The following is a 24,231-nucleotide window of genomic DNA, read 5'->3' as shown; positions in this document are numbered from 1 at the left end:
GGCGCGCGGACACCGTAGCGGAATGGTCACTTCCGTGCCACAGCGCGCGGACAGGCGTTGAACAGGCGCTTCCTGGGCGGAAGGCTGAAAGAGGCGGCGGCTCGTCCCTCCTCGGGGGAGGGGACGAGCCGCCGTCCCTGCGAGCGCCGCTACTGGCTGATGGTGAAGTGCAGGGTGTCCTTCAGGAACGGGATCCGCAGCCACGGGTCGGGCTGGGCCATCATCGCCAGCAGGGCGATCGCGAGGCCGAGAACGCCGTACGTGGCGATGTCCGTGAAGCGGGAGCGTACGGCGAGCATGCCGACGCCGGGCAGTATCCAGCGCATGACCGCGCCGGCCAGCAGAGCGGCACCGATCAGCAGGGTGCCGAAGCGGAACATGTCGAGCGCGGTCAGCAGCAGACCGAGCGCGACCGTGCCGAGCACCACGAGCAGGGGCCACTGCCGCGCCGGGGCCGGGGCGTCGCCGGGCGCGGCCCGGCCGCCGCCCTCGGGCCGCGCGGTGTCCCGGGTGATCCGCGGGAAGCGGCGCGTGACACGCCGCGCCCGCCCCTGCTCGTCCGGGGCGCTGATCGCGTCGCGCACGGTCGGCTCGCCGCCGTGCGCCTGCTCAGCCGGCACTGCGCTCCGCCGCCTCGACCACGTTGACCAGCAGCTGCGCCCGGGTCATCGGGCCCACGCCGCCGGGGTTCGGAGAGATCCAGCCGGCCACCTCGACGACGTCCGGGTGGACATCGCCGACGATCTTGCCCTCGGCGTTGCGGGAAACACCGACGTCCAGCACGGCGGCGCCCGGCTTGACGTCCTCGGCGCGGATCAGATGCGGGGAGCCGGCAGCCGCGACGATGATGTCGGCCCGCTTCAGGTGGGCGGACAGATCGCGGGTGCCGGTGTGGCACTGGGTCACGGTGGCGTTCTCGCTGCGCCGGGTGAGCAGCAGCGGCATCGGCCGGCCGATGGTGACACCGCGGCCGACGACCACGACCTCGGCGCCCTTGATCTCCACGCCGTGGGCCCGCAGCAGGGAGAGGATGCCGTTCGGGGTGCAGGGCAGCGGCGCGGGCTCGTTCAGCACCAGCCGGCCGAGGTTCATGGGGTGCAGCCCGTCGGCGTCCTTGGCCGGATCCATCAGCTCCAGGATGCGGTTCTCGTCGATGCCCTTGGGCAGCGGCAGCTGGACGATGTATCCGGTGCAGGCCGGGTCCTCGTTCAGCTCCCGTACGACCGCCTCGATCTCCTCCTGGGTCGCCGTGGCCGGCAGCTCGCGCTGGATGGAGGCGATGCCGACCTGCGCGCAGTCGCGGTGCTTGCCGGCGACGTACTTCTGACTGCCGGGGTCGTCCCCGACCAGGATCGTGCCGAGGCCGGGCGTTGTGCCCTTCTCCTTCAGCGCCGCCACGCGGGCGGTCAGATCGGACTTGATCGCGGCTGCGGTGGCCTTGCCATCGAGAATCTGGGCGGTCATGCACCCATCCTCGCGGATGACCCGGCCCCGGTTCCAATCCGGGGTGGCGGGGCGCCGTACCGCCTTGTCGGCAGATGATCGACGATGTTGCACTTGCACAACACCTGGGGCTTCCGGCTGGACAAGTCAGTAACCGGTCAAGAACGATGAGCAGCACAGTGCAGCGGGCAGCTCGACGGGGGGACGGACCGCATCTGTAGAAACTCTCCTCCGTGCAGTGCCGCGCCTCGTCCCCAGCACTCGATTCAACGGAGGAAACACCGCCATGAGCTTCGGCGACCAGAACAGTCCCTACGGCGCCCCGCAGGGTCAGCAGCCCGGCTACGGCCACCCGCAGCAGCCCCAGGGTGCCGGTTACGGCTACCCGTCGGCGCCGCCCGTCCAGCAGCAGTACGGCGCCGGCGCCCCGATGACCGCGATGCCGGGCAACGTCAGCGCGGCGCGGGTGATGCTCTGGGTGATCGTCGGCCTCCAGGCCCTCGGTGTGATCGGGTTCGCCATCACTGCGGTGCGCGTGAACTCCCTGAAGCACGACAGCGCCCTGCAGGACGACAGCAGCTTCCAGCGGTTCGCCGACTACTCGTCCGGCATGCTGTGGGGGCTCGTGGTGTTCGCGCTCGCCTGGGGCGTGTTCGCGGCCGTGCTCGCGTCGAAGTTCAACACCGGCGCCAACGGCGTCCGCATCACGACCCTGGTCTTCGGCATCATCACCGCGATCCTCGGCCTGTACCCGTTCGTCATCGTGGGCCTCGTCCACACGGTGCTGGCGATTCTGATCGCCTGCTTCGTGGGCGGAGCCAACGGCAAGGCCTGGTTCAACCGCGCCCGGTACTGAACCCGCCCGCGCGACGGAACAGTTCGCGCCAATTCAACACCGAGGGCCGTGTCTCACCCGTCCAGGGGGAGGCACGGCCCTGGTGTCTCCCCCTAGTCTGACTCGGGTAGCCGTACCCGGCCGGGGTGGCCGCAAGGCACGGGGAGCCGCACCTTGTACAGCATCGTCGTCGTACCTCCGCCGACCCCGGAGGACCGGCAGGACCGCACCCAGATCCGGCTCGCCCCCGGTGAGCGTCTCCGCTTCGGGCGGGCACCGGGCAACGACCTGAGGATCCCGCACGACGGGGTCTCCCGGCGGGCCGGCGAACTCGGCGCCCAGGGTGCGTTCTGGATACTGAGCAACCTGTCCGCGCGGCACACGTACGTCGTGGAGAACCCTGAGGGCGCCGGTGAGCACATCAAGGTCGGCCCGGGCCGGCTCGACGCGCCCGTCCCGTTCGAGTTCTCGCGGATCGTGCTGCCCGCCGCCGGGGAGCTGCTGACCATCGAGGTGTGGGCGCCGCGCCACGACTATCTGCGCGACGGCGCCGGTCCGGACGGCGACACCACCGCCCCGGCCTTCTCCGTCGACCGCACCAAGCGCTACTTCGCCGTCCTGGCCGCCCTGTGCGAGCCGCGGCTGCGCGGCGACCCGCACGCCCCGCTGCCCACCGTCGACCAGGTCGTCGACCGGCTGCGCCCCGCCTGGCCGGCCGCCTCCCGCACCTCGGTGCAGTGGAACATCGACTACCTGGCGGTCAAACTGCGGCTCAAGCCCGGCCCCGAGACCGCGGACACCGGTCCCCGCCTCAATGGCAAGAAGGAGTCGCTGGTGTCCCTGGCGCTCCGCTTCGACCTGGTGCGCGAGGACGACCTGGTCGTCCTGTCCGGGCCCGTGAGCCGGACGGCCCGGTGACCGAGCCGTACGCCGTGCCGGTGCCCAGGGGCTACCGGGTCGGCGTCTGGGAGGTGCGCGAGCCGATCGCGACGGGTGCCTTCGGCAGTGTGTACGCGGGCCGGCGCACCGGGGACGGCGACACGCCCGAACTGCCGCGCACCGCCGCCCTGAAGTTCCTGCCCACCGGCACCGGCACCCCGCGCCAGCTGGCCCATCTGCGGGAACTCATCGAGCGTGAGGTCGATGTGCACCGCCGGCTCAGACGGCCGCGGCTGATCCGGATGTACGAGACCCTCGTGGTGGACGACGCGGCCCGGCCCGCACTCGACGGCGCCACCGTGCTCGTGCTGGAGCGCGCCGAGGGGTCCCTGTCCGCTCTGCTCGCCGCCTCGCCCCGCCCGGACTCCGGGCCCGCCCTGCTCGCCCAGATCTGCGAGGGGCTGGCCCAGCTGCACCGGGCCGGCTGGGTGCACGGGGATCTGAAACCGGCCAATGTGCTGCTGATGGCGGACGGTTCGGCACGGCTCGCCGACTTCAACATGGCTGCCGAACTGGAGGGCACCCACGCCTACACCCCGGCCTTCTCCACCCCCGACTACACCCCGCCCGAGCTGCTGTGGGCGGAGATCGGCGAACGGGGCCGCCGCATCCGTCCCTCCGCCGACGTCTGGGCCTTCGGTGTGCTCGCCCACCTCGTCCTCACCGACTCCTTCCCGCTGTCCGGCGCCACCCCGACGGCCCGCCGCGACGCGGCCGCCGCCTACGCCCGCGGCACCGACGAACTGCGCCTGTCACCCGAACTCCCGGACAGCTGGCGGGAGATCATCCGTGACTGTCTGGCCCGTACCCATGGCGCACGCATCACCACCGAGGCGCTGCTGCGCCGCGTCGAGGCGGCGGCCGGCACGGGCCGCTCGCCGCGCCTGCCCCGGCTGTTCCCACGCCGCAGGCGCCGGCAGGCGGTGATCGCCTCGGCCGCTGCCGCCACCGCCGCCGTCGCGGCCCTCGGCTACGGCATCAGCAACTGGGCTGCGCACGACGGGGGCAACGACGCCCGCGATGCCGCATCGGCCTCCTACGGCGCCTCGGAACTACGCACCGATCAGGGCGTTCCGGTCGCCTACCGCCGCCTCGTCGTGGACTCCGCCCACGCCTGCTCCGAGCCCGACGTCACGCCCGCGCTCATCGCGGCGATGCTGAAGGCCGAGAGCAACTTCGACCCGGACCTCTCCGACCCCGGCAAGCAGGAGTTCGGCATCGCCCGCTGGACCCCCGCCGTGCTGCGCTGGTGGATGCGCGACGACGGCGTCCCCGCGTCGGCGACACCCACGCCGCCCCTGTCGCCCTCCGTCTCCATTCCGGCCATGGGCCGCTACCTGTGCTTCATCGACTCCCACCTGAAAGACGGCCTGCCCGGCGACAAGCGGGTGCTCACCGCGGCCGGCTACCGGACCTCGTACAAGAAGGTGAACGCCGCGGGCGGAGTTCCCCCGAAGTACCGCGACTACTGCGCCCGCGTCGCCCACTACCTCAAGGAGTACACGCCCGCGGGAAGGAAGTGACCCTGAGACTTCCGAGGTACCGGCGTACGGGTTGCGGCGGCACGGTGGAACCACTCCGCCACGGCGTCACGGCGGAGCGACCGACACCGTTCGTTCACATGGGGGAACTCGTGAACATCGCCAAGCCCGCCGCACTGCTCGTCGCGGCCACCGCCCTCCTCGCCGGCTCCACGGTCGCGGCGACCGCCGCCACACCGGACGGCACCCGGGTCACCAGCGTCCAGCAGGTCGCCGGCCAGGTCCTCGCCGGCCACCCGAAGCCGCTTTCGGCCTCCGCCGGCCAGGTCCGGTACGACGGCCTGACCCTCACCAGGGCTCCGCAGGGCGCGGCCGCCAAGAAGGACCTGGACTGCGCCTACGGCCACCTGTGCATGATCGTCAGGGGCACCAAGTTCGACTTCTACAAGTGCCGGACGTGGACCGTCTCCAACTGGACCGGCGACGGCCCGTTCACGAACAACCAGACGCCGGGCACGGTCGCCAGGTTCTACAACCAGGACGGCAGCGTCCGCTGGACCTCCACGGCGTACGAGGCCGGCACGGCGACCTGGGACCCGATCTGGTCCCTGCGCCCCTGCTGATGCCGTGACAGGGCGGACGGCCTCCGGCTCCCTCGGGGGAGGGCCGGAGGCCGTCGACGAAGCAGGAAGCACGGTGTGCCCGGCGGCCGTCCGCGGTCGCCACCGCGACCGGAACCACCGTGACCGAACTGGATGTCCAGGAGGGTGTGCACCACGTTTCTCCGCCGCCCGGCGGAGCGGACCGAGAGGAGATCCGCGTGAACCTGCGCGTCACCCGAGAACAGCCGTCACCGGGGAGAAAAGTACTGGTCTCCGGGGCAGGAGTGGCCGGCTCGACGGTGGCCTACTGGCTCGCACGGCACGGGTTCACACCGACGGTCGTCGAACGTGCCCCCGCGCTGCGGCAGGGCGGTCAGGCGGTCGACTTCCGCGGCCGGGCGCTGACCGTGCTGGACCGGATGGGCCTGCTGGAACAGGTGAAGGAACGCGACACCGGCATCGGCGACTGCACCATCGTGGACGCCGCCGGCGAACCCTTCGCCGTCATGCCCGCCGCGCTGTACGCCGGTGAGCTGGAGGTGCTCATCGACGAGCTGATGGAGATCCTCCACGACCACGCCGTCGAGGCCGGCGTCGCCTACCGGTTCGGCGACTCGGTCACCGCTCTCGTGCCCGACGGCGAGGGGGTGGAGGTTGCCTTCGAACACGCTCCGCCGGAGCGGTTCGACCTGGTGATCGGCGCCGACGGGGCGCACTCGGCGGTCCGCCGGCTGGCGTTCGGCCCCGAGGAGGGGTTCGCGCACTATCTGGGCTGCTACTACGCCTACTGGGGAACCGGCAACCACCTTGGTCTCGATCACGAGGGGATGGCCACCGGCGACGGCGAGACGGCCGCGCTGAGCCTGTTCACCGTCCGGCACAACGAACGGGCCCGGGCGGGCCTGCTGTTCAAGGCCGACCAGCCGCTGTCCGTCGACCGGCGCGACCGGCAGGCGCAGATCCGGATCCTCAAGGACCGTGCGGCGCACCTCGGTTGGGAGACTCCCCGCCTGCTGGCCGACCTGGACTCCGCCGACGACCTGTACTTCGACGCCATGACGCAGATCCGGATGGACACCTGGTCCGCCGGCCGTATCGCGCTCGTCGGCGACGCCGCCCACTGCGCCGCCCCCACCTCGGGACGCGGCACCTCCCAGGCTCTGCTCGGTGCCTACGTCCTGGCCGGAGAGCTCGCTGCGGCCGGCGGTGACCACGGCACGGCGTTCGCCTCCTATGAGCGGATCCTGCGCCCGTACGTCGAGCACAACCAGGCCATCGGCGTCCACGGCAGCCAGTATCTGTTCACCCGGCCGACCCAGGAGATGTTCGACGCGATGGCCGCCCAGGCCGGAGAACCCGAGACGGACCAGGGCCCGGAACCGGTCATCAGGGACTACTGATCAGGAACTACTGGGCACTGCGCCGGCATGGCGCAGTGCCCCGTTCACCGCTCAGTGGAAGAAGTGGCGCGTGCCCGTGAAGTACATGGTCACGCCCGCCTTCTTGGCGGCCTCGACGACCTGCTCGTCACGGATCGAGCCGCCCGGCTGGACGATCGCCCGGACACCGGCGTCGATGAGGATCTGCGGGCCGTCCGGGAAGGGGAAGAAGGCGTCGGAGGCCGCGTATGCGCCCCGGGCCCGCTCCTCGCCCGCCCGCTCGACGGCCAGCTTGCAGGAGTCGACGCGGTTGACCTGGCCCATGCCGACGCCGACCGAGGCGCCGTCCTTGGCGAGGAGGATCGCGTTGGACTTGACGGCACGGCAGGCCTTCCAGGCGAACGCCAGCTCCTTCAGCTCCTCGTCGCCGAGCGCCTCACCGCTGGCCAGCGTCCAGTTGGCGGGGTCGTCGCCGTCGGCCTGGAGCCGGTCGGTGACCTGGAGCAGCACACCGCCGTCGACCTGCTTGGCCTCCACCCGGTTGCAGGGCGCGCTCGGGGCCTTCAGCACGCGGATGTTCTTCTTCTTGGTGAGGGCCTCCAGGGCCCCTTCCTCGTAGTCCGGGGCGACGATGACCTCGGTGAAGATCTCCGCGACCTGCTCGGCCATCTCCCGGCTCACCGGCCGGTTGACGGCGATGACACCGCCGTACGCGGAGACCGGGTCGCAGGCGTGTGCCTTGCGGTGCGCCTCGGCGACGTCCTCGCCGACCGCGATGCCGCAGGGGTTGGCGTGCTTGATGATCGCGACGCAGGGCTCGTCGTGGTCGTACGCGGCACGGCGGGCGGCGTCCGTGTCCGTGTAGTTGTTGTACGACATCTCCTTGCCGTGCAGCTGCTCCGCCTCGGCGAGCCCGCCGGTGCCGTCGACGTAGAGGGCGGCGTCCTGGTGCGGGTTCTCGCCGTAGCGGAGGGTGTTCTTGCGCTCGTAGGTGGCGCCGAGGAAGTCCGGGAAGCCCGACTCGTCGACCGGCGCGTAGGAGGAGGCGAACCAGGAGGCGACGGCCACGTCGTAGGCGGCGGTGTGCTGGAAGGCCTCGGCGGCCAGCCGCTTGCGGGCGGCGAGGTCGAAGCCGCCGTCCTTGACGGCCGCGAGGACGTCGGCGTAACGCTCGGGGCTGGTGACCACGGCGACCGAGGGGTGGTTCTTGGCGGCGGCACGGACCATGGACGGACCGCCGATGTCGATCTGCTCCACGCACTCGTCCTCGCTCGCGCCCGAGGCGACGGTCTCGCGGAACGGGTAGAGGTTGACGACGACGAGGTCGAACGGCTCCACGCCCAGCTCGGCGAGCTGCTCCCGGTGGCTGTCCAGCCGCAGGTCGGCGAGGATGCCCGCGTGCACCTTCGGGTGCAGGGTCTTGACCCGGCCGTCCAGGCACTCGGGGAAGCCGGTCAGCTCCTCGACCTTGGTGACGGGGACGCCGGCGGCGGCGATGCGGGAGGCCGTGGACCCGGTGGAGACGAGCGCGACACCGGCCTCGTGCAGCCCGCGCGCGAGCTCTTCCAGCCCGGTCTTGTCGTAGACGCTGACGAGCGCGCGACGGATGCCCCGCTTGCCGCTCTCGATGCTCTCGGCGGTCACTGGATAACTACCTTTCGTCCCTCAATGCGATAGCCGTTGCGGGCGATCCGCCCCACGACCTCGACGAGCAGCCTTCGCTCGACTTCCTTGATGCGCTCGTGCAGCGCGCTCTCGTCGTCCTCGTCCCGGACCTCGACCACGCCCTGGGCGATGATCGGGCCGGTGTCGACGCCGTCGTCGACGAAGTGGACGGTGCAGCCGGTGACCTTGGCGCCGTACGCGAGCGCGTCACGGACGCCGTGGGCCCCCGGAAAACTGGGCAGCAGGGCCGGGTGGGTGTTGACGAACCGCCCGCCGAAGCGCGCGAGGAACTCCTTCCCCACGATCTTCATGAACCCGGCGGAGACCACGAGGTCCGGCTCGTACGCGGCGACGGCCTCGGCGAGGGCGGCGTCCCACTCCTCGCGGCTCGCGTAGTCCTTGACCTTGCACACGAAGGTCGGCAACCCGGCCCGCTCGGCGCGGGCGAGCCCCTCGATGCCGGCGCGGTCGGCCCCCACGGCGACGATCCGGGCGCCGTACCGCTCCGCTCCGGTGCGCTCGATCTCGTCCAGGAGCGCCTGCAGATTGGTGCCGGATCCGGAGACCAGCACGACGAGGCGCTTGACCGCGGGGCCAGCGGTGGTGGCGGCCACGATGGGGCCCTTTCTCGGGGTGGCGATGTGTCCGGTCGGCGGTTGCCCATGCGGTTGTACGTTCGCACGAATGCTTCGCACCCCGCGATACAGGGAAGTCTACGAAGCGGCCGACCGTCAGCAACGATACCGGCACTCGGGAAGGCCCCCACGGGACGGGGGAGTGGCCGGAAGGTAGCGTTCGCAAGGAATCACGGAGGGGAAGCCTCGGGAACGCGGTCGTCGTGCGGTGCGTTGTCGGGGTGGAAGCTCATGTGGGACAGCCGTAGTCACCCAGGGGAAGACGCTCTTTTGATGCCCGATCGCAGCCCGCGACTCCTCACGTTCCCTCCGCGCCCGGCCCAGGGAGGCGAGCGTGACGCCATGCTGCTGCGGGAGCGGCCGGTCTCGCCTCCCGAGGCCCCGCAGGACGGTCCGGGCGGTCAGGGGGCCGGTCAGGACGGCCGCGACGGCGACGGGCGGCGCGGCGGACGGCAGGACGACAACCCGTTCGCACCGCCGCCCGAGGGCACCCCGGACCGGCCCTGGCAGCCCCGTCATCCCGAGGGTCATCAGGGTGCCGGTCCGGGCTCGGGGGGCGGCTCCCCGTGGGGCAGCCAGTGGAGCGACCGTCAGCCCGGACGCTCCCCCGGCGGCTTCGGCGAGCGGCCCGGCGGCGGCCCCCAGGGCCCCGGCGGACCGGCCGGATCCGGCATGCGCTGGGACCCGACCGACCCCGCCCAGCGCCGCGCGCGCTACGCCCTGCTGTCCGGCATGTGGGCCGTCTTCTTCGCCCTGTTCAGCTGGCCGTACGTGGCCCTGCTCCTGGGCGCACTCGCCCTGTACTGGGGTGTCAGCGCCCTGCGCGCCAAGCCGCGCAGGCCGGACCCGGACTCCCCGACCCCGCCGCCCGTCCCCGGCCGCCCCCAGACGACAGCGGCCGTCGGGGGTCTGATCACGGCCTCCCTGGCCCTGGTCCTGGTCGCCTCGACCTTCACGGTCCAGCTGGTCTACCGCGACTACTACACCTGCGTCGGCGACGCCCTCACCCACGAGGCCAAACAGTCCTGCGACAGCCTGCTGCCGCGGGAGCTGCGAGGGGTTCTCGGAGTCGGCAACGACTGAGCCTGCGGTGCCGCTGGTCAGGTGACCCGGTGCGGGCCGGCGAAGAAGCCCCGCGACGCGATCGCCTCATGTGAAGCCGGCCTCCTCGGTGTCCTGGCACGGGCGGCCCGGCGGGCTCGGTGACGGGGTGCGGGCCGACGCGGTGGCGGGCGGCCCGGGCCGTCGGGTCAGTGGGATTCCGGCGGCTGTTCCGTGGTGTCCGCGACCGGCTCGGCGGAGCCCGGGGCGGGTTCGGTGGAGGCCGGCCGGGGGCGTTCCGGGAGGAGCGGCCAGGCGGGCGCGGTCGGCGAGGAGCCCGGACGGCAGTCGTCCGAGGTGTCGCGCGGGGCCGCGGGCTCGTGTACGGCCGTCCAGCGCGCGGCGTGCGTGAGGTCGTCGGACCAGTCGGGGCCGAACGGGTCGTCGGCCGGGAGGATCTCGTACGGGTCCTCCTCCGCCGCACCGGCCGTGCCGGGCGCGGTCTCCGGTCGGCCCAGGTTCTTGCCGGTGCCCGGTTCCTTGCCCCTGGCTCTGCCGGCCCCCTCGTCGTGGCCCTCCTGGCCCTCCTCCTCCCCGCTCCGGCCTCCCTCCGCGCCTTGGTGCTCTGCGCCGGCCGTGGCCGTGGCCTCGCCCGTCGTCGGCTCCTCCGCCTTCCCCGGCCCGTTTCCGGTTCCGTCGGCCGCCGCCCCGAAGTTCGACGCGGACGCCTTGCCGTCCTGCCCCGTCCCTGTCCCCTGTGCCGGGATCCCCCCGCCCCGCGTGCGCCCGCGCCACACGAGCCAGCCCCGTACGACCAGTGCCACCGGCACCCCGCACACCGCCGTCCAGGCCCCCACCGCTCCCCCGGTCTGCCACCACACCGGCCCGAAGCGGGCCAGCGCGGCCACGCCCAGCGGACCGCCCGCCAGCTCGGCGAGCAGGGCGAAGGCCGCCGCGCACACCGTCGCGGTCAGCAGCATGACCCCGCCGGTACGGGCGGCCGACCACCGGGCCGCAACCGCCTCGCCCGGCTCCGGCCGCTCCATGGCCCCGCGCGCCACGAACCACCCCGCCATCCCCCCGGCCGCCACCGGCACCAGCCCCGCCAGCCAGTTCGGCAGCGACCCGGCACCCGCGTCCGGCACCGCCGCCAGCAGCGGGAAGGGCGGCAGCAGCGGCGCCGGATCGGAGGCGAACGGGTTCACCCCGTGTCCGGCACCGAGCAGGAACCCGGGGCCGAGGGCGTAGGACGCGGCCCACACCGCCGCGTTGGGAATCAGCGCGATACCGAGCACCAGCACCGCGAACCGTCCCGTCCAGCCCTCGGTCAGCTGGAGGAAGGAAGCCTGCGCCGCCCCGCCGTGCCACACCAGCGACACCCCGAGCACCAACGCCCCACCGCCGAAGAGCACTGCCGTGGCGGCACCGGTGGCCCGTACGGCCGTACCCACCCGGGCGCGCGCGTCCGCGCCGAACACCACCCGCCGCACCGGCCCCGGCAACACCGTCAGCATGCTCAGCACCGGCTCGCGGGGACAGCCGTACGCCGACCACACCCCGGCCGCCGCCGAGCCCGCCGCCACCAGCGGCAGACATACCGTCACCCAGGGCCAGGAGGCCCGCAGTTCGCCTCCCGAGCAGTACAGCGCGATCGCGCCGCCGACACCCAGATAGCCGAGGACGACCCCGGTCCACACCGTGCGCGCCGGTACGGGCGGCGGGCCGTCGGCGTCCTCGGGCGCGTCCACCGCGTCCCGGGCGGCCCGGTACACCCGCCACACGGGCAGCGCCAGCAGCAGCAACGGGGTCACGCCCACCGGCATGGGCACACCCGAGAGCGTGTCGGTGCGGACCAGTTCGACGCCGTGCGCCAGCAGCCACAGCGCCGCGGCGACATGCAGCGCACCGCCCGGACCACTGTCGGGATAGGGCGAGCTGACCCACAGCAGCATCAGCAGGGCGGCGAACGAAGCGAATCCGAGTCCGGCCGCGACCGCGCCGGCCAGCAGGCTCGCGGCCAGCCCGGGCTCACGGTCCCGCATCCGGGCCAGCAGGGGCGACAGCGACGGTCGGCGAGCGGTCAGCAGAGTCACCCCGCCATGCTGCCAATGCCACCCGCTTTCCCCACGCAACAGGCGAACTTCCGATGTGTCGCCCAATATATGTTTATGTTCTTTTTCGCACGGAAGGGCGCATGGTGACGACGACTCAGAACACCGACGGCCCGCTGCCACCGCCGACGGAACGCCGACGGCTTCGCGAGTCCCGGTCGCTGACGAAGGCTCAGGTCGCCGCGCGGGTCGGCGTCAGCCGCTCGACGATCCGCGCGTGGGAGTCCGGCCGCCGCGTTCCGCACGGACGTGAGGGCGCGGCCTACGCCAGGCTGCTGCGGGCGCTCGCCGCACCGGCGGCAGCCGAGGAAACAACGGCGGCCGAGGAGACGACGACGGCCGAGGCGGCCCCGGAGACACCGCCCGGGGCGGCCACAGCCCCTGCCCCCTCCCCCACCGCTGCCCCTGCTGCTGCTTCTGCTGCTGTCGCTGCCGCACGCACGGCGCCCGTCACCGCCGAGCCCCTGACGCCGGCTCAGGCCTTCGACGCGCTGTACGCGTTCTGCGCCCCCGCCCTCGTACGCCAGACGTATCTGCTCACCGGGCGCCGGGAACTGGCCCGCGAATCCGTGGAGCGGGCCTTCCAGCTGGCCTGGCAGCGCTGGCCCGAGCTGGCCCGGGACCGGGATCCGGGCGGCTGGGTGCGGGCGGTGGCGTACGACTGCGCGCTCTCGCCCTGGCACCGCTTCCGGCCCCGCTACCGGCACCCGGAGCCGCCGCCCGCCGATCCGGCCGGCCACGCGCTGCTGCACGTCCTGCTGACGCTTCCGCCGTCGTACCGGCGCACGCTCGTGCTCTACGACGGTGTGGGCCTCGACCTCCCGGAGACGGCGGCGGAGACGGAGGCCAGCACGCCGGCGGCGGCGATGCGGCTGACCCACGCACGGGAGGCGGTGGCCGCGCGGCTGCCGGAACTGGCCGACCCCGCGGAACTGCACCGCCGGCTGCTCGAACTGGCCTCGAAGGAGCAGTTGCGCGCGGGCAGGCCGACGGTGATCCGGGCCGGCTGCGAGCGGCAGAACGTGCTCTGGACCCGGGCGGCGATCGCGTTCACCGTGACGATCGTCGGCGCGACGACACTCACGCTGCGGACGGCACCGACGCACTACGAGGCCCCGATCGCCCCGGCTCAGGCGGTGGAGGGGGTGCCGGCGGTGGGGGTCATGGGGCCGCTGTCCCGGGAGGAACAGGCCTTGCGGGCAAAGCTGGGGGCTGCCGCCAAGGGGCCGGAGAGGCTGCTACCGGAACCCGGGTGAACGGTGCGGGAAGCGCCGGTAGGCCCGCCCCCACCCCGGGGAACGGGCCTACCGGCGCTCGGCTGACGTGCCTCAGCCGGCCAGGATCTCGCGGGCCAGCTTCGCCGTCTCGGTCGGCGTCTTGCCGACCTTGACGCCCGCGGCCTCCAGGGCCTCCTTCTTGGCCTGCGCGGTGCCGGAGGAGCCGGACACGATGGCGCCGGCGTGGCCCATGGTCTTGCCCTCGGGCGCGGTGAAGCCCGCGACGTAACCGACGACCGGCTTGGTCACGTTCTCCTTGATGAACGCCGCGGCACGCTCCTCGGCGTCGCCACCGATCTCACCGATCATCACGATGAGCTCGGTCTCCGGGTCGTCCTGGAACGCGGCCAGGGCGTCGATGTGGGTGGAGCCGATGATCGGGTCGCCACCGATGCCGACGGCCGTCGAGAAGCCGATGTCCCGCAGCTCGTACATCATCTGGTACGTCAGCGTGCCGGACTTCGACACCAGGCCGATGCGGCCCGGCTTGGTGATGTCGCCCGGGATGATGCCGACGTTCGACTGGCCCGGGGTGATGATGCCGGGGCAGTTCGGGCCGATGATGCGGGTCTTGTTGCCCTTCTTGCCGGCGTACGCCCAGAAGGACGCCGAGTCGTGCACGGCGATGCCCTCGGTGATGACGACGGCCAGCGGGATCTCGGCGTCGATGGCCTCGACGACGGCGTCCTTGGTGAACTTCTCCGGCACGAAGATGACGGAGACGTTGGCGCCGGTCTTCTCGATGGCCTCCTTGACGGTGCCGAAGACGGGTACCTCGGTGCCGTCGAAGTCCACGGTCTGACCCGCCTTGCGCGGGTTCACGCCGCCCACGACGTTCGTGCCGTCGCCGAGCATGAGCTTGGTGTGCTTCATGCCGGTGGAGCCGGTCATGCCCTGGACGATGACCTTGCTGTCCTTGTTGAGCCAGATAGCCATGGTGTGTTGGTGTCCTCGTCCTGAGTGCTTACTTGGCGGCGGCCAGCTCGGCGGCCTTGTCGGCCGCGCCGTCCATGGTGTCGACGCGCTGCACCAGCGGGTGGTTGGCGTCGGTGAGGATCTGCCGGCCCAGCTCGGCGTTGTTGCCGTCGAGGCGGACGACGAGCGGCTTCTCGACCTTCTCGCCGCGGTCCTCCAGAAGCTTCAGGGCCTGCACGATGCCGTTGGCGACCTCGTCGCAGGCGGTGATGCCACCGAAGACGTTCACGAAGACGGACTTGACGTCCGGGTCGCCCAGGATGATCTCCAGGCCGTTCGCCATGACCTGGGCGGAGGCGCCACCGCCGATGTCGAGGAAGTTGGCGGGCTTGACGCCGCCGTGCTTCTCACCGGCGTACGCGACGACGTCCAGGGTGCTCATCACGAGACCGGCGCCGTTGCCGATGATGCCGACCTCGCCGTCGAGCTTGACGTAGTTGAGGTTCTTCTCCTTGGCGGCGGCCTCGAGCGGGTTGGCCGCGGCCTTGTCGTGGAGCTCCTCGAAGTCGGGGTGACGGAACTCGGCGTTGTCGTCGAGCGACACCTTGCCGTCGAGGGCGATGACCTCACCGGAGGCGACCTTGGCCAGCGGGTTCACCTCGACGAGGAGGGCGTCCTCCTTGATGAAGGTGTCCCACAGCTTGACGAGGACGTTCGCGACCTTGTCCGCGACCTCGGCCGGGAACTTGGCAGCCGCGACGATCTCGCGGGCCTTGGCCTCGTCCACACCGTCGATCGGGTCGATCGGGGTCTTGGCGACAGCCTCCGGACGGGTGGCCGCCACCTCCTCGATCTCCATGCCGCCCTCGACGGAGGCGATGGAGAGGAAGGTGCGGTTGGCACGGTCGAGGAGGAAGGAGACGTAGTACTCCTCGAGGATCTCCGGAGCGGTCTCGGCGATCATGACCTTGTGGACCGTGTGGCCCTTGATGTCCATGCCGAGGATGTCCGTCGCACGGGCGACGGCCTCGTCCGCGGAGGCGGCCAGCTTCACGCCACCGGCCTTGCCACGACCACCGACCTTCACCTGCGCCTTGACGACCGACTTGCCGCCCAGCCGCTCGGTGATCTCGCGCGCCGCCTCAGGCGTGTCGATGACTTCACCGGCCAGCACCGGTACATCGTGCTTGGCGAAGAGGTCCCTCGCCTGGTACTCGAACAGGTCCACGCGCTTCCGTCCCTATCAGTGATCTCGCGGTTCGTTGGATGCGTGGGCGTGCCGCGAAGGGCAACGTGACGTCCGCTTGTCACAGGGGAGGCGCACACGGTGTCCGAGCGCGCGGCATGTCCGTCTCGCAGGTTATCGCCGCTTGCGGGGGCTCCCTAAATCGAGGGTCACACACGAGCGGTGATACCTGTCACATGATGCCGCGATTCCTGACACGCCGTGCCGACGGTTGGGGGACTTCGGAGTGGTGTGCGAGGCCTCACCGGGCTGGGGTTGACCCGGTGAGGCCTCCGGGGCGGCCCCGGTGGGTCCGGGGCCGGGGCGGTTGATCCCCACCCCAATGGGGACCACCCGCCCGGACCGCGGGGTCCCGACCGGACGCGCCGACGGCATTCGGCCGCCCGGGCACGGACACCCCGCGGAGCGGTGGAGGGCGCTCAGCCCCGGTACCGGAGGTTCTGGGAGTACGCCGGTACGGCCGTACGGGTGACCCCCGCGGCTCCGTCGACGGCATGCCCGGCGAGCGGACCCCCGCTGTCCCGGACCGTGCCGTCGAGCCCGTGAGCGAAGGCCTCGGCCTGCCCGGCGAGCGGCACACCGGCACCGGCGACTCCGTCCGCGTAGGTCCCGGCCTCACCCGCGACACCGTGCACCATCCCGGCCGCGCTCCCCCCGACCCCGCCGACCACCGGCCCCACGACCTGACCGACCTTGCCTACCTGGCCGGTCACGGGCCGCAGGGTCCCCGCGACGGTGCCGGTCGCCTGGTGCACAGCCCCGGCCGCGGTGTCCGCGGTCTGCGCGACCGCGTGGGTGGCGGCGTCCGCGGTCTGCCCGACCGCGCGGGTGGCGGTGTCCGCGAGCGGCACGGTCGCCGCCGTGATTCCGGCTGTGAAGGGCGGCGCCTGGGCGGCCACGCCCTCGGCGAAGGTCCCGGTCCGCGCGGTCGCACCGTGCACGAGCGGCGGTACGGCTCCGACGACACCGCCCGCGAAGGGCTGGACGTCACCGGCCACACCGTGGCCGAGGGCGCCCGCGTCCACGACGGCCTGCCCTGCGACCGGCACGACTCCGCGCACGACGCCGGAGACCACCGGCGGCAGCACCGCCTCCGCGGTGTCCCGCCCGACCTGCCCGACCAGCCCACCGGCGTACGACCCCACACCCGCGCCGAGGGACCCCGCCTCACCGGCGGCGCCCGTGGCGATCCCGTGAACCCGGTGGACCGAGTGAACGGCGCCCCCGGCGGTTCCGTACGCCCCGGCACCGGCGGCATCAGCAGTCCCGTATGCACCGGAGACGGTGCCGTATGCGCCAGAGGCGCTGTCGCCGGCGGTTCCGTACGCGTCCCGCACGGCGGCATCGGCGGCCCCGTATGCACCCGACACCGCAGCGCCGGCAGTCCCGTGCACACCCGACACGACGCCCCCGGCAATGCCCTGTGCACCGGCGACGGTGCCACCGGCGACCCCGTCCACCTGGACGAGGGTGTCCCGGGCGGTCCCGTACACACCCGTCACCGCGTGCCCGGCGACGCCCTGCACGCCCGCCACCGCGTGCCCGGCAGCGCCCTCCGCGCCCGCCACCGACTGGCCGGCGAGCGGCGCAGCGCCGTGTACCGCCGCGGAGGCCACCGGCGGGACCGCCGCGGCAGCCGCTCCGTCCGCCACCGGCGTGACCGCGCCGGGCACGGCCCGGACCGTGCCGACGACCCGCTGCCCGGCACCCGTGGCCGTACCGGTGATGTGTGCGGGCACGTCGGCGACGGAGGCGTCGGCCGCGCCCGCCGCCTCGGCCACCGTGCCGCGTGCGACGGCCGCGGCACCGGCGGTCCGGCCCTGCGCGCCGGCGACGGTCTGCCGTACGGCCGTCCGGACAGCGCCCTCGACCCCCTGCGTCTTCAGCCGGGCAATCTCCTGCGTGGCCTGAAGCCTGGTCTGCGCGGCGGCCAGAGCCTCCTCCACCTCGGGGGCGAAGGAGGACAGCGGACCGAACAGGTAGTCGATCCCGTCCTGCGCAGTGCCGTTCGGAACGCCTTCGCGGGATGCGACCGGCGCGGCGTGCGCGCCCGCACGGGCGGCGTGGCCGGTGAGGTGCGCCCCGTCGGGCTGGACGCCGGTCCGGACGTGCCCGTGCACCCGCTGCCGCTCCGCACCGGCCTCCTGAGCGCCCCGGATCTTTGTGGCGGTACCGCTGGTCGTGGCTGCAGTCCGCGTCGTCCGCGCCGTCTGCGCCGTCTGAGTCTGAGTCGTCTGAGTCGTCCGCGCGGGCCGGGTGGCCGAGGTGGCCGTGCCGGTCGGACCGGAGACGGTGTCGTGGACGCCGGTGAGGACGCCGTCGACCGTGCCGGTGACAGTGTCGGTACCCGCGTCCGGAACGGAGACGGAGGTGCCGGACAGCTCGTCCGCGCTGGCGACGGCCGAACCGAGCGCCCATGCACCGGTGACACCGGCGGCTATCACGATCGAACGACGGATGTTCTTGTTCATTGCGTGCGTCAAGTCCTTCAGGAACAGCCGGAACCGGCTGAAGTCGGCTGGAGTCAGCTGGGGATTCCGTCCGCAGACCGCTGAACGCGGAACACACCACCACGCGAGCACGAGAACGAGCGAACGCGGATCAGGCTCGCCGCTGGGTGTCCGGACGGACGGGCAGACCCGTTCCGCCCCTGCTCGTCAGGTCCGTGGCGGAGAGGTCGGCCGTGCCGGCTAGCCGGGGAAGACGGGAATGTCTCGGTGCCGTTCCCGGGTGCAGGGCGCGTCGGCACACGCCGCGGCGCCCGGCGCGAGCCGCAGTGGCGCCCGGTGGTCGAGGGTGACGGCATGCGCGTCACCGTGACGGGACGCGGTGCCGTCGGCCGCCTGCTTGCCGAGCACACCGTCCGGGTCTCCACCCGGCGAGGGGCAGCCGGGGGCTCCCGCGGCGGCGGTGCCGTGGTGCGCGGGGATGTACGCCGCCTGCTGGGACGCACGGGTGACCGCCGGGCCGTACGTGGCGACCGGCGCCGGTGCGCCGCCGGCGGTACGGGCCCACGCGCGGGCGTGCCGCCGCACCTGCTCCGTCGAACCGGGCACCGCCGCACCACCGTGCTCCTGTGCGCGGGGCGCCGTGGACTTCGGCTCGGGCGTCAGCTGTACGGGCCTGTCCGGGACTTGGGGGAGGTCATCCGGCGCCCGGGTGAGGTCCGGCAGGGGCAGGGAGGGCGTCGAGGGCAGGGAGGGCGTCGAAGACCGTGGCTTCTCAACGGCTTGGGCGCCGACCGTGGCTTCGAGGGGCCGGGAAACGGTGGTCACCACGTCGCCGACCGTCCGTACCGCACCTGCCGGGCCCTTCTGTCCGGTCACCCCGGACGGCGCCGACGTCACCTTCGCCGGCACCGGGACTCCATCGGCCGCATGCGCCTGTTCGCCGCAGAGGAAACCCAGTGTGAACAGCCCGCCCACCAGCAGCACCAGTTGGAGCACACGCCGCCCGCCCGCCGTACGCAGCACGCGCACGGTGGTACCAAGGAAGGCTGCTGGGAAGGTCAAGGAGGTGAACATCCTCGGCTCGGTACGACACGGGCTCCGCCGATCCTTGCACGACCCGCCCGAGGCAGCGCAAGCCCGGTGTTACCGATGGGTAGCCATGTCCCTTTTCGCTCCCCCCTTTCTCTGCCCTCGCTCTCTGCCCTCGCTCTCTCCCCTTCCTCCCTCCCCGTTCTCCCTGCCCTTCCTCTCTCCCCGTCTTCTCCGCCCTTTACCGCCCGGCGTCACGCGGTGTCCGGTATCGGCAGCGGCCGTTTTTCGAGCGCTGCGGCCATGACCTCGGGGAACAGGTCGGGCGTGCAGGCGAAGGCCGGTGCGCCGAGCGCGGCCAGCGCCGCCGCGTGCTCCCGGTCGTACGCGGGCGCGCCCTCGTCCGACAGCGCGAGCAGCGCCACGAACTGCACCCCGGACGCCTTCATTGCCGCCACCCGCTTGAGCATCTCGTCGCGGATGCCGCCCTCATAGAGGTCGCTGATCAGCACGACCACGGTCTCGGCGGGCCGGCTGATCTGTGACTGGCAGTAGGCGAGCGCCCGGTTGATGTCCGTTCCACCGCCGAGCCGGGTGCCGAAGAGGACGTCGACCGGGTCGTCCAGCTGGTCGGTGAGGTCGACCACCGCCGTGTCGAAGACGACCAGCCGGGTACTGATCGACCGCATGGAGGCGAGGACTGCGCCGAACACCGAGGCGTAGACCACGGACGCGGCCATCGACCCGGACTGGTCGATGCAGAGCACGACCTCCTTCTTCACCGACCGCGCGGCGCGCCCGTATCCGACGAGCCGTTCCGGTACCACCGTGCGGTACTCCGGCAGGTAGTGCTTGAGGTTGGCCGCGATGGTGCGGTTCCAGTCGATGTCGTGGTGGCGTGGGCGGCTGATCCGTGCGCTGCGGTCGAGGGCGCCGGTGAGGGTGGCCCGGGTACGGTTCGCGAGCCGTTTCTCCACGTCCTCGACGACCTTGCGCACGACCGCGCGTGCTGTCTCCTTCGTCGTCTCCGGCATCGCCTTGTTCAGCGACAGCAGCGTGCCGACCAGGTGCACGTCCGCCTCCACCGCCTCCAGCATCTCCGGCTCCAGCAGCAGCGAGGCGAGGCCGAGCCGGTCGATGGCGTCGCGCTGCATGACCTGGACGACGGACGACGGGAAGTACGTGCGGATGTCCCCGAGCCAGCGCGCCACGGACGGGGCCGAGGCACCGAGCCCCGCCGAACGGTCGTGTCCCGCCTGCGGCCTGTCCCCCTTGCCGTACAGCGCGGCGAGCGTGCCGTCCATCGCCGCGTCCCGTCCCGACAGGGCACATCCGGTGCCGTCGGCCTGATCGCCGCCGAGCACCAGCCGCCACCGCCGCAGCCTCTCCCCCGCCGGATCGCCGACATCCGCCGGCCTCACACCGGTCGGCCTCACATCGGTCGTCATGCGCCCACCCCCGCAAGCCTGGTGTCCTCGCCATACCCGGCCGCGTCGTCCAGGCCGAGCAGCAGCCGCAGTACCGGCAGCACGGCGTCGGCACGCCCGGTGTCCGGTTCGGCGGCGAAGCCGGGCGTGACGGCTCCGTAGGCCGCCCGGCCGGCCGACGGGTCTGCGGCGCCGCGCCGGACCAGTTCACCGAGCGTTCTGCGCACTCCCGGCTCATATGCGGCGAACGTGCGCCGCAGCAGCGGCAGTACGTCCGTGAACGCCTCCGCCGACACCCCCGTCAGCCAACTGTCCACCAGCCCGAGCAGCCGCTCGTCGTGCACCAGCAGCAGCCCGCCCCCGCCGCCGACGAAGCCCTCGATCCAGGCTGCCGCGTCTGCCGGCGGCGTCCCCGGCGACAGCGCGAGTCCCATCAGCCGCGCCGCCTCCCCGGGCCGCAACTCCCCGTCGTCCAACAACAACCGCACGGCCCGCCCCCGCAACACACCGGGCACGCTGTCTCGCAACGACAACGTCCGCAGCACGCCCCGCCACCGGTCCCGCAGACCGCCCAACCCGGCTCCGGAGACGGCAACCTGATCCGTTGCCCCCGCATCAGCACCAGCCGGCGTCTCCGACAGCAACCCCACCGCCGCATGCACGGCGTCCACATGGCCGCGCATCTCCTCCGCGGCGTCGCCGTCGAGGGCGGCGCACGCCGGGGGGAGGCCGACGAAGATCCGTTCGGCGAGGCCCGCGGCGACGCCGGCCAGCGCACCGGTGTCGGTGCCGCGCACGTCGCCGTAGCGCAGGGAGCGGACCAGGGCGGGCAGGGCCTGGGCGAGATGGCCGACGTCCGTGTCGAGCGCCGCCCGGTCGGCGAGCACCCGCATGACCACGGGCAGGGCGTCCGGCAGACCGGCGAGCAGGCACTGCTCGGCCAGCGCGGTGACGTCGGCCAGGGTGCGCGCGGCCGTCGCGTCCGCCTCGGCCTTGGCCTGTGCCGCCGCCAGTACCGTCGTCCCCCACACGCCCGCCTCGGCGACCCGCACCGACAGCTCCGGCTCCCAGCGCAGCCGCCAGGTCTCCCGGAAGGTGCCCGTACTTCCCCGTGAGCGCGTGGGTTCGCCCCAGCCGACGCCGAGCAGCCGCAGCCGGTGCAGCAGCCTGCTGCGGTTGGCGTCGGTGTCACCCCGCAGGTCCAGTTCCAGTCCGCGCTCCAGCGCCTCCGGTTTGAGCCGCAGGGAACGCTGCTGCCGGGCCAGGTCGCGCTGCAGCGGCACCGCCGGTGCCGACTCCGGGACCTCGCCGAGGACGTCCCCGACGACCAGCCGGTCGTGCACCAGCGCCAGCGGCACGTCCGAGCCGTCGCCCATCACCGCGCGCACGGCGTCCGTGGTCTCGCTCAGCCCGGGCAGCGGGCGGCCGCGCAGCGCCGCCAGGGTCTCGGCGAGCCGGACGGCCTCGATGACATGGGCGGAGGAGACGATCCGGTCCTCCTCACGCAGCAGCCGCGCCACCCTGGTCAGCCAGCGCTCGACCGGCCGGTCGGCGGCGTGGTGGAACAGATGGCCGTACCAGCCGGGCGAGTCGATGCCCGCGCCGTATCCGCTGGACCGGGCGAGTCTGCGGTGGGTCCAGGGCACCCAGGTCAGGTCGGCCTTCACCTTGGGCAGCCCCTTCAGCAGGGCCCGGTCGGCGGCGACGGTCGTCTTCACGCGCAACGCGGGCACGTGCCAGGCCCCGCAGACCACGGCCAGCCCGTCCCCGAACTCCTTGCGCGCCGCCCGCAGCCGGAGCCGCATGTACGCCTCGCGGACCAGGTCCCGGGAGTGCCCGCCGGCGCCGTACCGCTCCCGGAGTGCGCCCATGGCCTCCTCCAGCGCGGCGAACGGGGCGAAGGGGTCCCGCCCTCCCGGGCCCCGGTGCTCGACGACGTCCTCCCACCAGCGTTCGGGGTCGTCGTATCCGGCGGCTTCGGCGAGCGCGGCGAGCGGGTCGACACGGACCTGCTCGCCGCCGTCCCGACTGCCCTCGCCGTCCCTGCTGCTTTCGGCGTTGTCAGGGCCCGCAGCGGTTTCCGCGGCGCCGGGCGCGGCGTGCGGTCCGGACACGGCAGGATCGTCCTGCCCGCCCTCTTCCCCCCGCTCTCCCCGTTCCTCCTCCCACGCGAGCGTGTGCGCGGCCGGCAGGTCGATGAAGTGGGCCGGGACGTCCTGTTCGAGGGCCCAGCGGATCGCCACCCATTCCGGGCTGAACTCGGCGAACGGCCAGAACGCCGAGCGGCCTGGCTCGTCCACGGCATGGGCGAGCAGGGCGACGGGCGGCCGCAGTTCCGGGTCGGCGGCCAGCGGGATCAGCGCATCGGCCTCGGGCGGGCCCTCGATCAGGACGGCGGCGGGCCGGGCGGCGTCCAGGGCGGCGCGCACCGCGCGGGCGGAGCCGGGGCCGTGGTGCCGCACGCCCAGCAGGAGCGGCCCGGAGCCGCAGGGCTGGGGCCGGCCGGTGTCGTTCACGCGCTCACCTCCCGGCATGCGCGGTAGAAGTCCGTCCATCCCTCGCGCTCGCGGACGACGGTCTCCAGATACTCCTGCCAGATGACCTTGTCGGCCGCGGGGTCGCGGACCACGGCACCGAGGATGCCGGCGGCGACATCGCCCGGGCGCAGTACGCCGTCGCCGAAGTGCGCGGACAGGGCAAGGCCGTTGGTCACCACGGAGATGGCCTCGGCCGTGGACAGCGTGCCGCTGGGCGACTTGAGCCTGGTGCGGCCGTCGGCGGTGATGCCGTCGCGCAGCTCCCGGAAGACGGTCACCACCCGGCGGATCTCCTCGATGCCGTCGGGCCCCGCCGGCAGGTCGAGGGAACGGCCGATCTGCTCGACCCGGCGGGTGACGATGTCGACCTCGGCGTCGGCGCTCTCCGGCAGGGGCAGCACCACGGTGTTGAAGCGGCGGCGCAGCGCGCTGGAGAGGTCGTTGACGCCTCTGTCCCGGTCGTTGGCGGTGGCGATGAGATTGAAGCCGCGGACCGCCTGGACTTCCTGGCCCAGCTCCGGAACGGGCAGCGTCTTCTCGGACAGGATCGTGATCAGCGTGTCCTGCACATCGGCCGGGATACGGGTCAGCTCCTCGACACGGGCCGTCATGCCCTCGGCCATGGCCCGCATGACGGGGCTGGGTACGAGGGCGTCACGGCTGGGGCCGTGCGCGAGCAGCTGCGCGTAGTTCCAGCCGTAGCGGATCGCCTCCTCCGGGGTGCCGGCCGTGCCCTGCACGAGCAGGGTGGAGTCGCCGCTGACCGCGGCGGCCAGGTGCTCCGAGACCCAGGTCTTGGCGGTACCGGGCACGCCGAGCAGGAGCAGGGCGCGGTCGGTGGCGAGCGTGGTGACGGCGACCTCGACGATCCGGCGCGGACCCACGTACTTGGGTGTGATCACCGTGCCGTCCGGCAGGGTGCCGCCGAGCAGATACGTCGCCACCGCCCACGGCGACAGCTTCCAGCGGGCCGGGCGCGGGCGGTCGTCCTGCGCGGCGAGCGCGGCGAGTTCGGCGGCGAAGGCGTGCTCGGCGTGCGGCCGCAGCGCCTCGGCGCTCTCACCGTGGCTCGGTTCCGCGGTGGTCGGTCGCACGGACGCAGACGTGACAGACATGGCTGAGGTCCCCTCCAGCTCGGCCGGTTCGGATCTGGCATCTACCGTGCACCACGCCACTGACAATCGCTCTGACCTGCACAAACGCAAGCTCCGGACCGATT

Annotated in this window: 19 protein-coding genes; 7 read left to right on the top strand and 12 right to left on the bottom strand. The window is 72.8% G+C overall.

Translation table 11 applies throughout. From position 1 onward, the window contains the following. Positions 1-149 precede the first annotated feature (149 nt). Both ACIGXP_RS04095 and ACIGXP_RS04090 read right to left on the bottom strand, forming a co-directional pair. Entirely contained in the window at positions 150-620 is a 471-nt protein-coding gene (locus tag ACIGXP_RS04095; RefSeq protein ID WP_399763765.1) for a DUF3017 domain-containing protein, read from the bottom strand. Next, the gene (locus ACIGXP_RS04090; protein WP_363214782.1) at positions 610-1,464 is read right to left on the bottom strand and encodes a bifunctional methylenetetrahydrofolate dehydrogenase/methenyltetrahydrofolate cyclohydrolase; all 855 of its coding nucleotides are present in this window, start codon (positions 1,462-1,464) and stop codon (positions 610-612) included. Before ACIGXP_RS04090 ends, ACIGXP_RS04095 begins: the two co-directional genes overlap by 11 nt. A 265-nt stretch (positions 1,465-1,729) precedes the next feature. Between ACIGXP_RS04090 and ACIGXP_RS04085 the strand changes: the two genes are divergently transcribed. The 5 genes from ACIGXP_RS04085 to ACIGXP_RS04065 all read left to right on the top strand — a co-directional run bounded on the left by ACIGXP_RS04085 (position 1,730) and on the right by ACIGXP_RS04065 (position 6,700). Next, positions 1,730-2,299: a hypothetical protein gene (locus tag ACIGXP_RS04085; RefSeq protein WP_363214781.1), complete on the top strand. Its 570-nt coding sequence runs from the start codon at positions 1,730-1,732 to the stop codon at positions 2,297-2,299. Positions 2,300-2,452: 153 nt separating this feature from the next. Next, positions 2,453-3,196 (top strand): FHA domain-containing protein, encoded by a 744-nt coding sequence (locus ACIGXP_RS04080; protein ID WP_399763762.1) that lies wholly within the window; start codon positions 2,453-2,455, stop codon positions 3,194-3,196. Next, positions 3,193-4,740, top strand: coding sequence for a serine/threonine protein kinase (locus tag ACIGXP_RS04075; RefSeq protein ID WP_399763759.1), 1,548 nt, complete (start codon positions 3,193-3,195; stop codon positions 4,738-4,740). The genes ACIGXP_RS04080 and ACIGXP_RS04075 overlap by 4 nt, the downstream gene beginning before the upstream one ends. A 110-nt stretch (positions 4,741-4,850) precedes the next feature. Further along, positions 4,851-5,321, top strand: coding sequence for a hypothetical protein (locus ACIGXP_RS04070; RefSeq protein WP_399764820.1), 471 nt, complete (start codon positions 4,851-4,853; stop codon positions 5,319-5,321). A 119-nt stretch (positions 5,322-5,440) separates the two neighbouring features. Further along, on the top strand, positions 5,441-6,700 hold the full coding sequence (locus ACIGXP_RS04065; protein ID WP_363214776.1) for an FAD-dependent monooxygenase: 1,260 nt from the start codon (positions 5,441-5,443) through the stop codon (positions 6,698-6,700). Positions 6,701-6,751: 51 nt separating this feature from the next. On the opposite strand, the gene purH is transcribed toward ACIGXP_RS04065, so the two are convergent. Continuing rightward, entirely contained in the window at positions 6,752-8,323 is a 1,572-nt protein-coding gene (gene purH / locus ACIGXP_RS04060) for a bifunctional phosphoribosylaminoimidazolecarboxamide formyltransferase/IMP cyclohydrolase (RefSeq protein WP_399763755.1), read from the bottom strand. Further along, positions 8,320-8,958: a phosphoribosylglycinamide formyltransferase gene (gene purN / locus ACIGXP_RS04055; RefSeq protein WP_399763752.1), complete on the bottom strand. Its 639-nt coding sequence runs from the start codon at positions 8,956-8,958 to the stop codon at positions 8,320-8,322. The genes purH and purN overlap by 4 nt, the downstream gene beginning before the upstream one ends. Positions 8,959-9,252: 294 nt before the next feature. Here purN and ACIGXP_RS04050 point away from each other — a divergent pair, with 294 nt between their 5' ends. Further along, positions 9,253-10,062 carry a hypothetical protein gene (locus ACIGXP_RS04050; protein WP_363214773.1) on the top strand — a complete coding sequence of 270 codons (810 nt, stop codon included), beginning with the start codon at positions 9,253-9,255 and terminating at the stop codon, positions 10,060-10,062. Between the two features lie 167 nt (positions 10,063-10,229). Here ACIGXP_RS04050 and ACIGXP_RS04045 read toward each other — a convergent pair whose 3' ends face one another. Continuing rightward, entirely contained in the window at positions 10,230-12,062 is a 1,833-nt protein-coding gene (locus tag ACIGXP_RS04045) for a DUF6350 family protein (RefSeq protein WP_399764817.1), read from the bottom strand. A 152-nt stretch (positions 12,063-12,214) separates the two neighbouring features. On the opposite strand from ACIGXP_RS04045, the gene ACIGXP_RS04040 reads away from it, so the two are divergent. Continuing rightward, positions 12,215-13,387: a helix-turn-helix domain-containing protein gene (locus tag ACIGXP_RS04040; RefSeq protein ID WP_399763749.1), complete on the top strand. Its 1,173-nt coding sequence runs from the start codon at positions 12,215-12,217 to the stop codon at positions 13,385-13,387. Positions 13,388-13,459: 72 nt separating this feature from the next. Here ACIGXP_RS04040 and sucD read toward each other — a convergent pair whose 3' ends face one another. From sucD to ACIGXP_RS04005, 7 genes are all read right to left on the bottom strand, one after another. Continuing rightward, on the bottom strand, positions 13,460-14,344 hold the full coding sequence (gene sucD / locus ACIGXP_RS04035; RefSeq protein ID WP_363214770.1) for a succinate--CoA ligase subunit alpha: 885 nt from the start codon (positions 14,342-14,344) through the stop codon (positions 13,460-13,462). Between the two features lie 28 nt (positions 14,345-14,372). After that, positions 14,373-15,551 carry an ADP-forming succinate--CoA ligase subunit beta gene (sucC, locus tag ACIGXP_RS04030; RefSeq protein WP_228621143.1) on the bottom strand — a complete coding sequence of 393 codons (1,179 nt, stop codon included), beginning with the start codon at positions 15,549-15,551 and terminating at the stop codon, positions 14,373-14,375. A gap of 437 nt (positions 15,552-15,988) precedes the next feature. After that, complete coding sequence (locus tag ACIGXP_RS04025) at positions 15,989-18,040, bottom strand: hypothetical protein (protein WP_399763745.1); 2,052 nt, start codon at positions 18,038-18,040, stop codon at positions 15,989-15,991. A 219-nt stretch (positions 18,041-18,259) separates the two neighbouring features. Next, the gene (locus ACIGXP_RS04020; RefSeq protein ID WP_399763742.1) at positions 18,260-19,081 is read right to left on the bottom strand and encodes a hypothetical protein; all 822 of its coding nucleotides are present in this window, start codon (positions 19,079-19,081) and stop codon (positions 18,260-18,262) included. Between the two features lie 221 nt (positions 19,082-19,302). After that, a complete protein-coding gene (locus ACIGXP_RS04015) occupies positions 19,303-20,496 on the bottom strand; it encodes a VWA domain-containing protein (protein WP_399763740.1) in 1,194 nt (397 codons plus the stop codon). After that, positions 20,493-23,009 (bottom strand): DUF5682 family protein, encoded by a 2,517-nt coding sequence (locus tag ACIGXP_RS04010; RefSeq protein ID WP_399763737.1) that lies wholly within the window; start codon positions 23,007-23,009, stop codon positions 20,493-20,495. Before ACIGXP_RS04010 ends, ACIGXP_RS04015 begins: the two co-directional genes overlap by 4 nt. Beyond that, positions 22,988-24,127: an AAA family ATPase gene (locus tag ACIGXP_RS04005; protein WP_363214765.1), complete on the bottom strand. Its 1,140-nt coding sequence runs from the start codon at positions 24,125-24,127 to the stop codon at positions 22,988-22,990. The genes ACIGXP_RS04010 and ACIGXP_RS04005 overlap by 22 nt, the downstream gene beginning before the upstream one ends. Between the last annotated feature and the right edge of the window lie 104 nt (positions 24,128-24,231).

The organism is Streptomyces sp. NPDC053069 (genome assembly GCF_044546895.1).
Taxonomy (GTDB): Bacteria; Actinomycetota; Actinomycetes; order Streptomycetales; family Streptomycetaceae; genus Streptomyces.
Note: the sequence above shows the minus strand (reverse complement) of the source record. Positions and strands in the feature narration are given on the sequence as shown.

Bases quoted from the DNA above. Each gene is read 5' to 3' on its own strand.
- ACIGXP_RS04090 (WP_363214782.1), bottom strand. From the start codon at position 1,464: ATGACCGCCCAGATTCTCGATGGCAAGGCCACCGCAGCCGCGATCAAG.
- ACIGXP_RS04085 (WP_363214781.1), top strand. From the start codon at position 1,730: ATGAGCTTCGGCGACCAGAACAGTCCCTACGGCGCCCCGCAGGGTCAG.
- ACIGXP_RS04050 (WP_363214773.1), top strand. From the start codon at position 9,253: ATGCCCGATCGCAGCCCGCGACTCCTCACGTTCCCTCCGCGCCCGGCC.
- ACIGXP_RS04045 (WP_399764817.1), bottom strand. From the start codon at position 12,062: ATGCGGGACCGTGAGCCCGGGCTGGCCGCGAGCCTGCTGGCCGGCGCG.
- ACIGXP_RS04040 (WP_399763749.1), top strand. From the start codon at position 12,215: ATGGTGACGACGACTCAGAACACCGACGGCCCGCTGCCACCGCCGACG.
- sucD (WP_363214770.1), bottom strand. From the start codon at position 14,344: ATGGCTATCTGGCTCAACAAGGACAGCAAGGTCATCGTCCAGGGCATG.
- ACIGXP_RS04025 (WP_399763745.1), bottom strand. From the start codon at position 18,040: ATGAACAAGAACATCCGTCGTTCGATCGTGATAGCCGCCGGTGTCACC.
- ACIGXP_RS04015 (WP_399763740.1), bottom strand. From the start codon at position 20,496: ATGACGACCGATGTGAGGCCGACCGGTGTGAGGCCGGCGGATGTCGGC.
- ACIGXP_RS04010 (WP_399763737.1), bottom strand. From the start codon at position 23,009: ATGCCGGGAGGTGAGCGCGTGAACGACACCGGCCGGCCCCAGCCCTGC.
- ACIGXP_RS04005 (WP_363214765.1), bottom strand. From the start codon at position 24,127: ATGTCTGTCACGTCTGCGTCCGTGCGACCGACCACCGCGGAACCGAGC.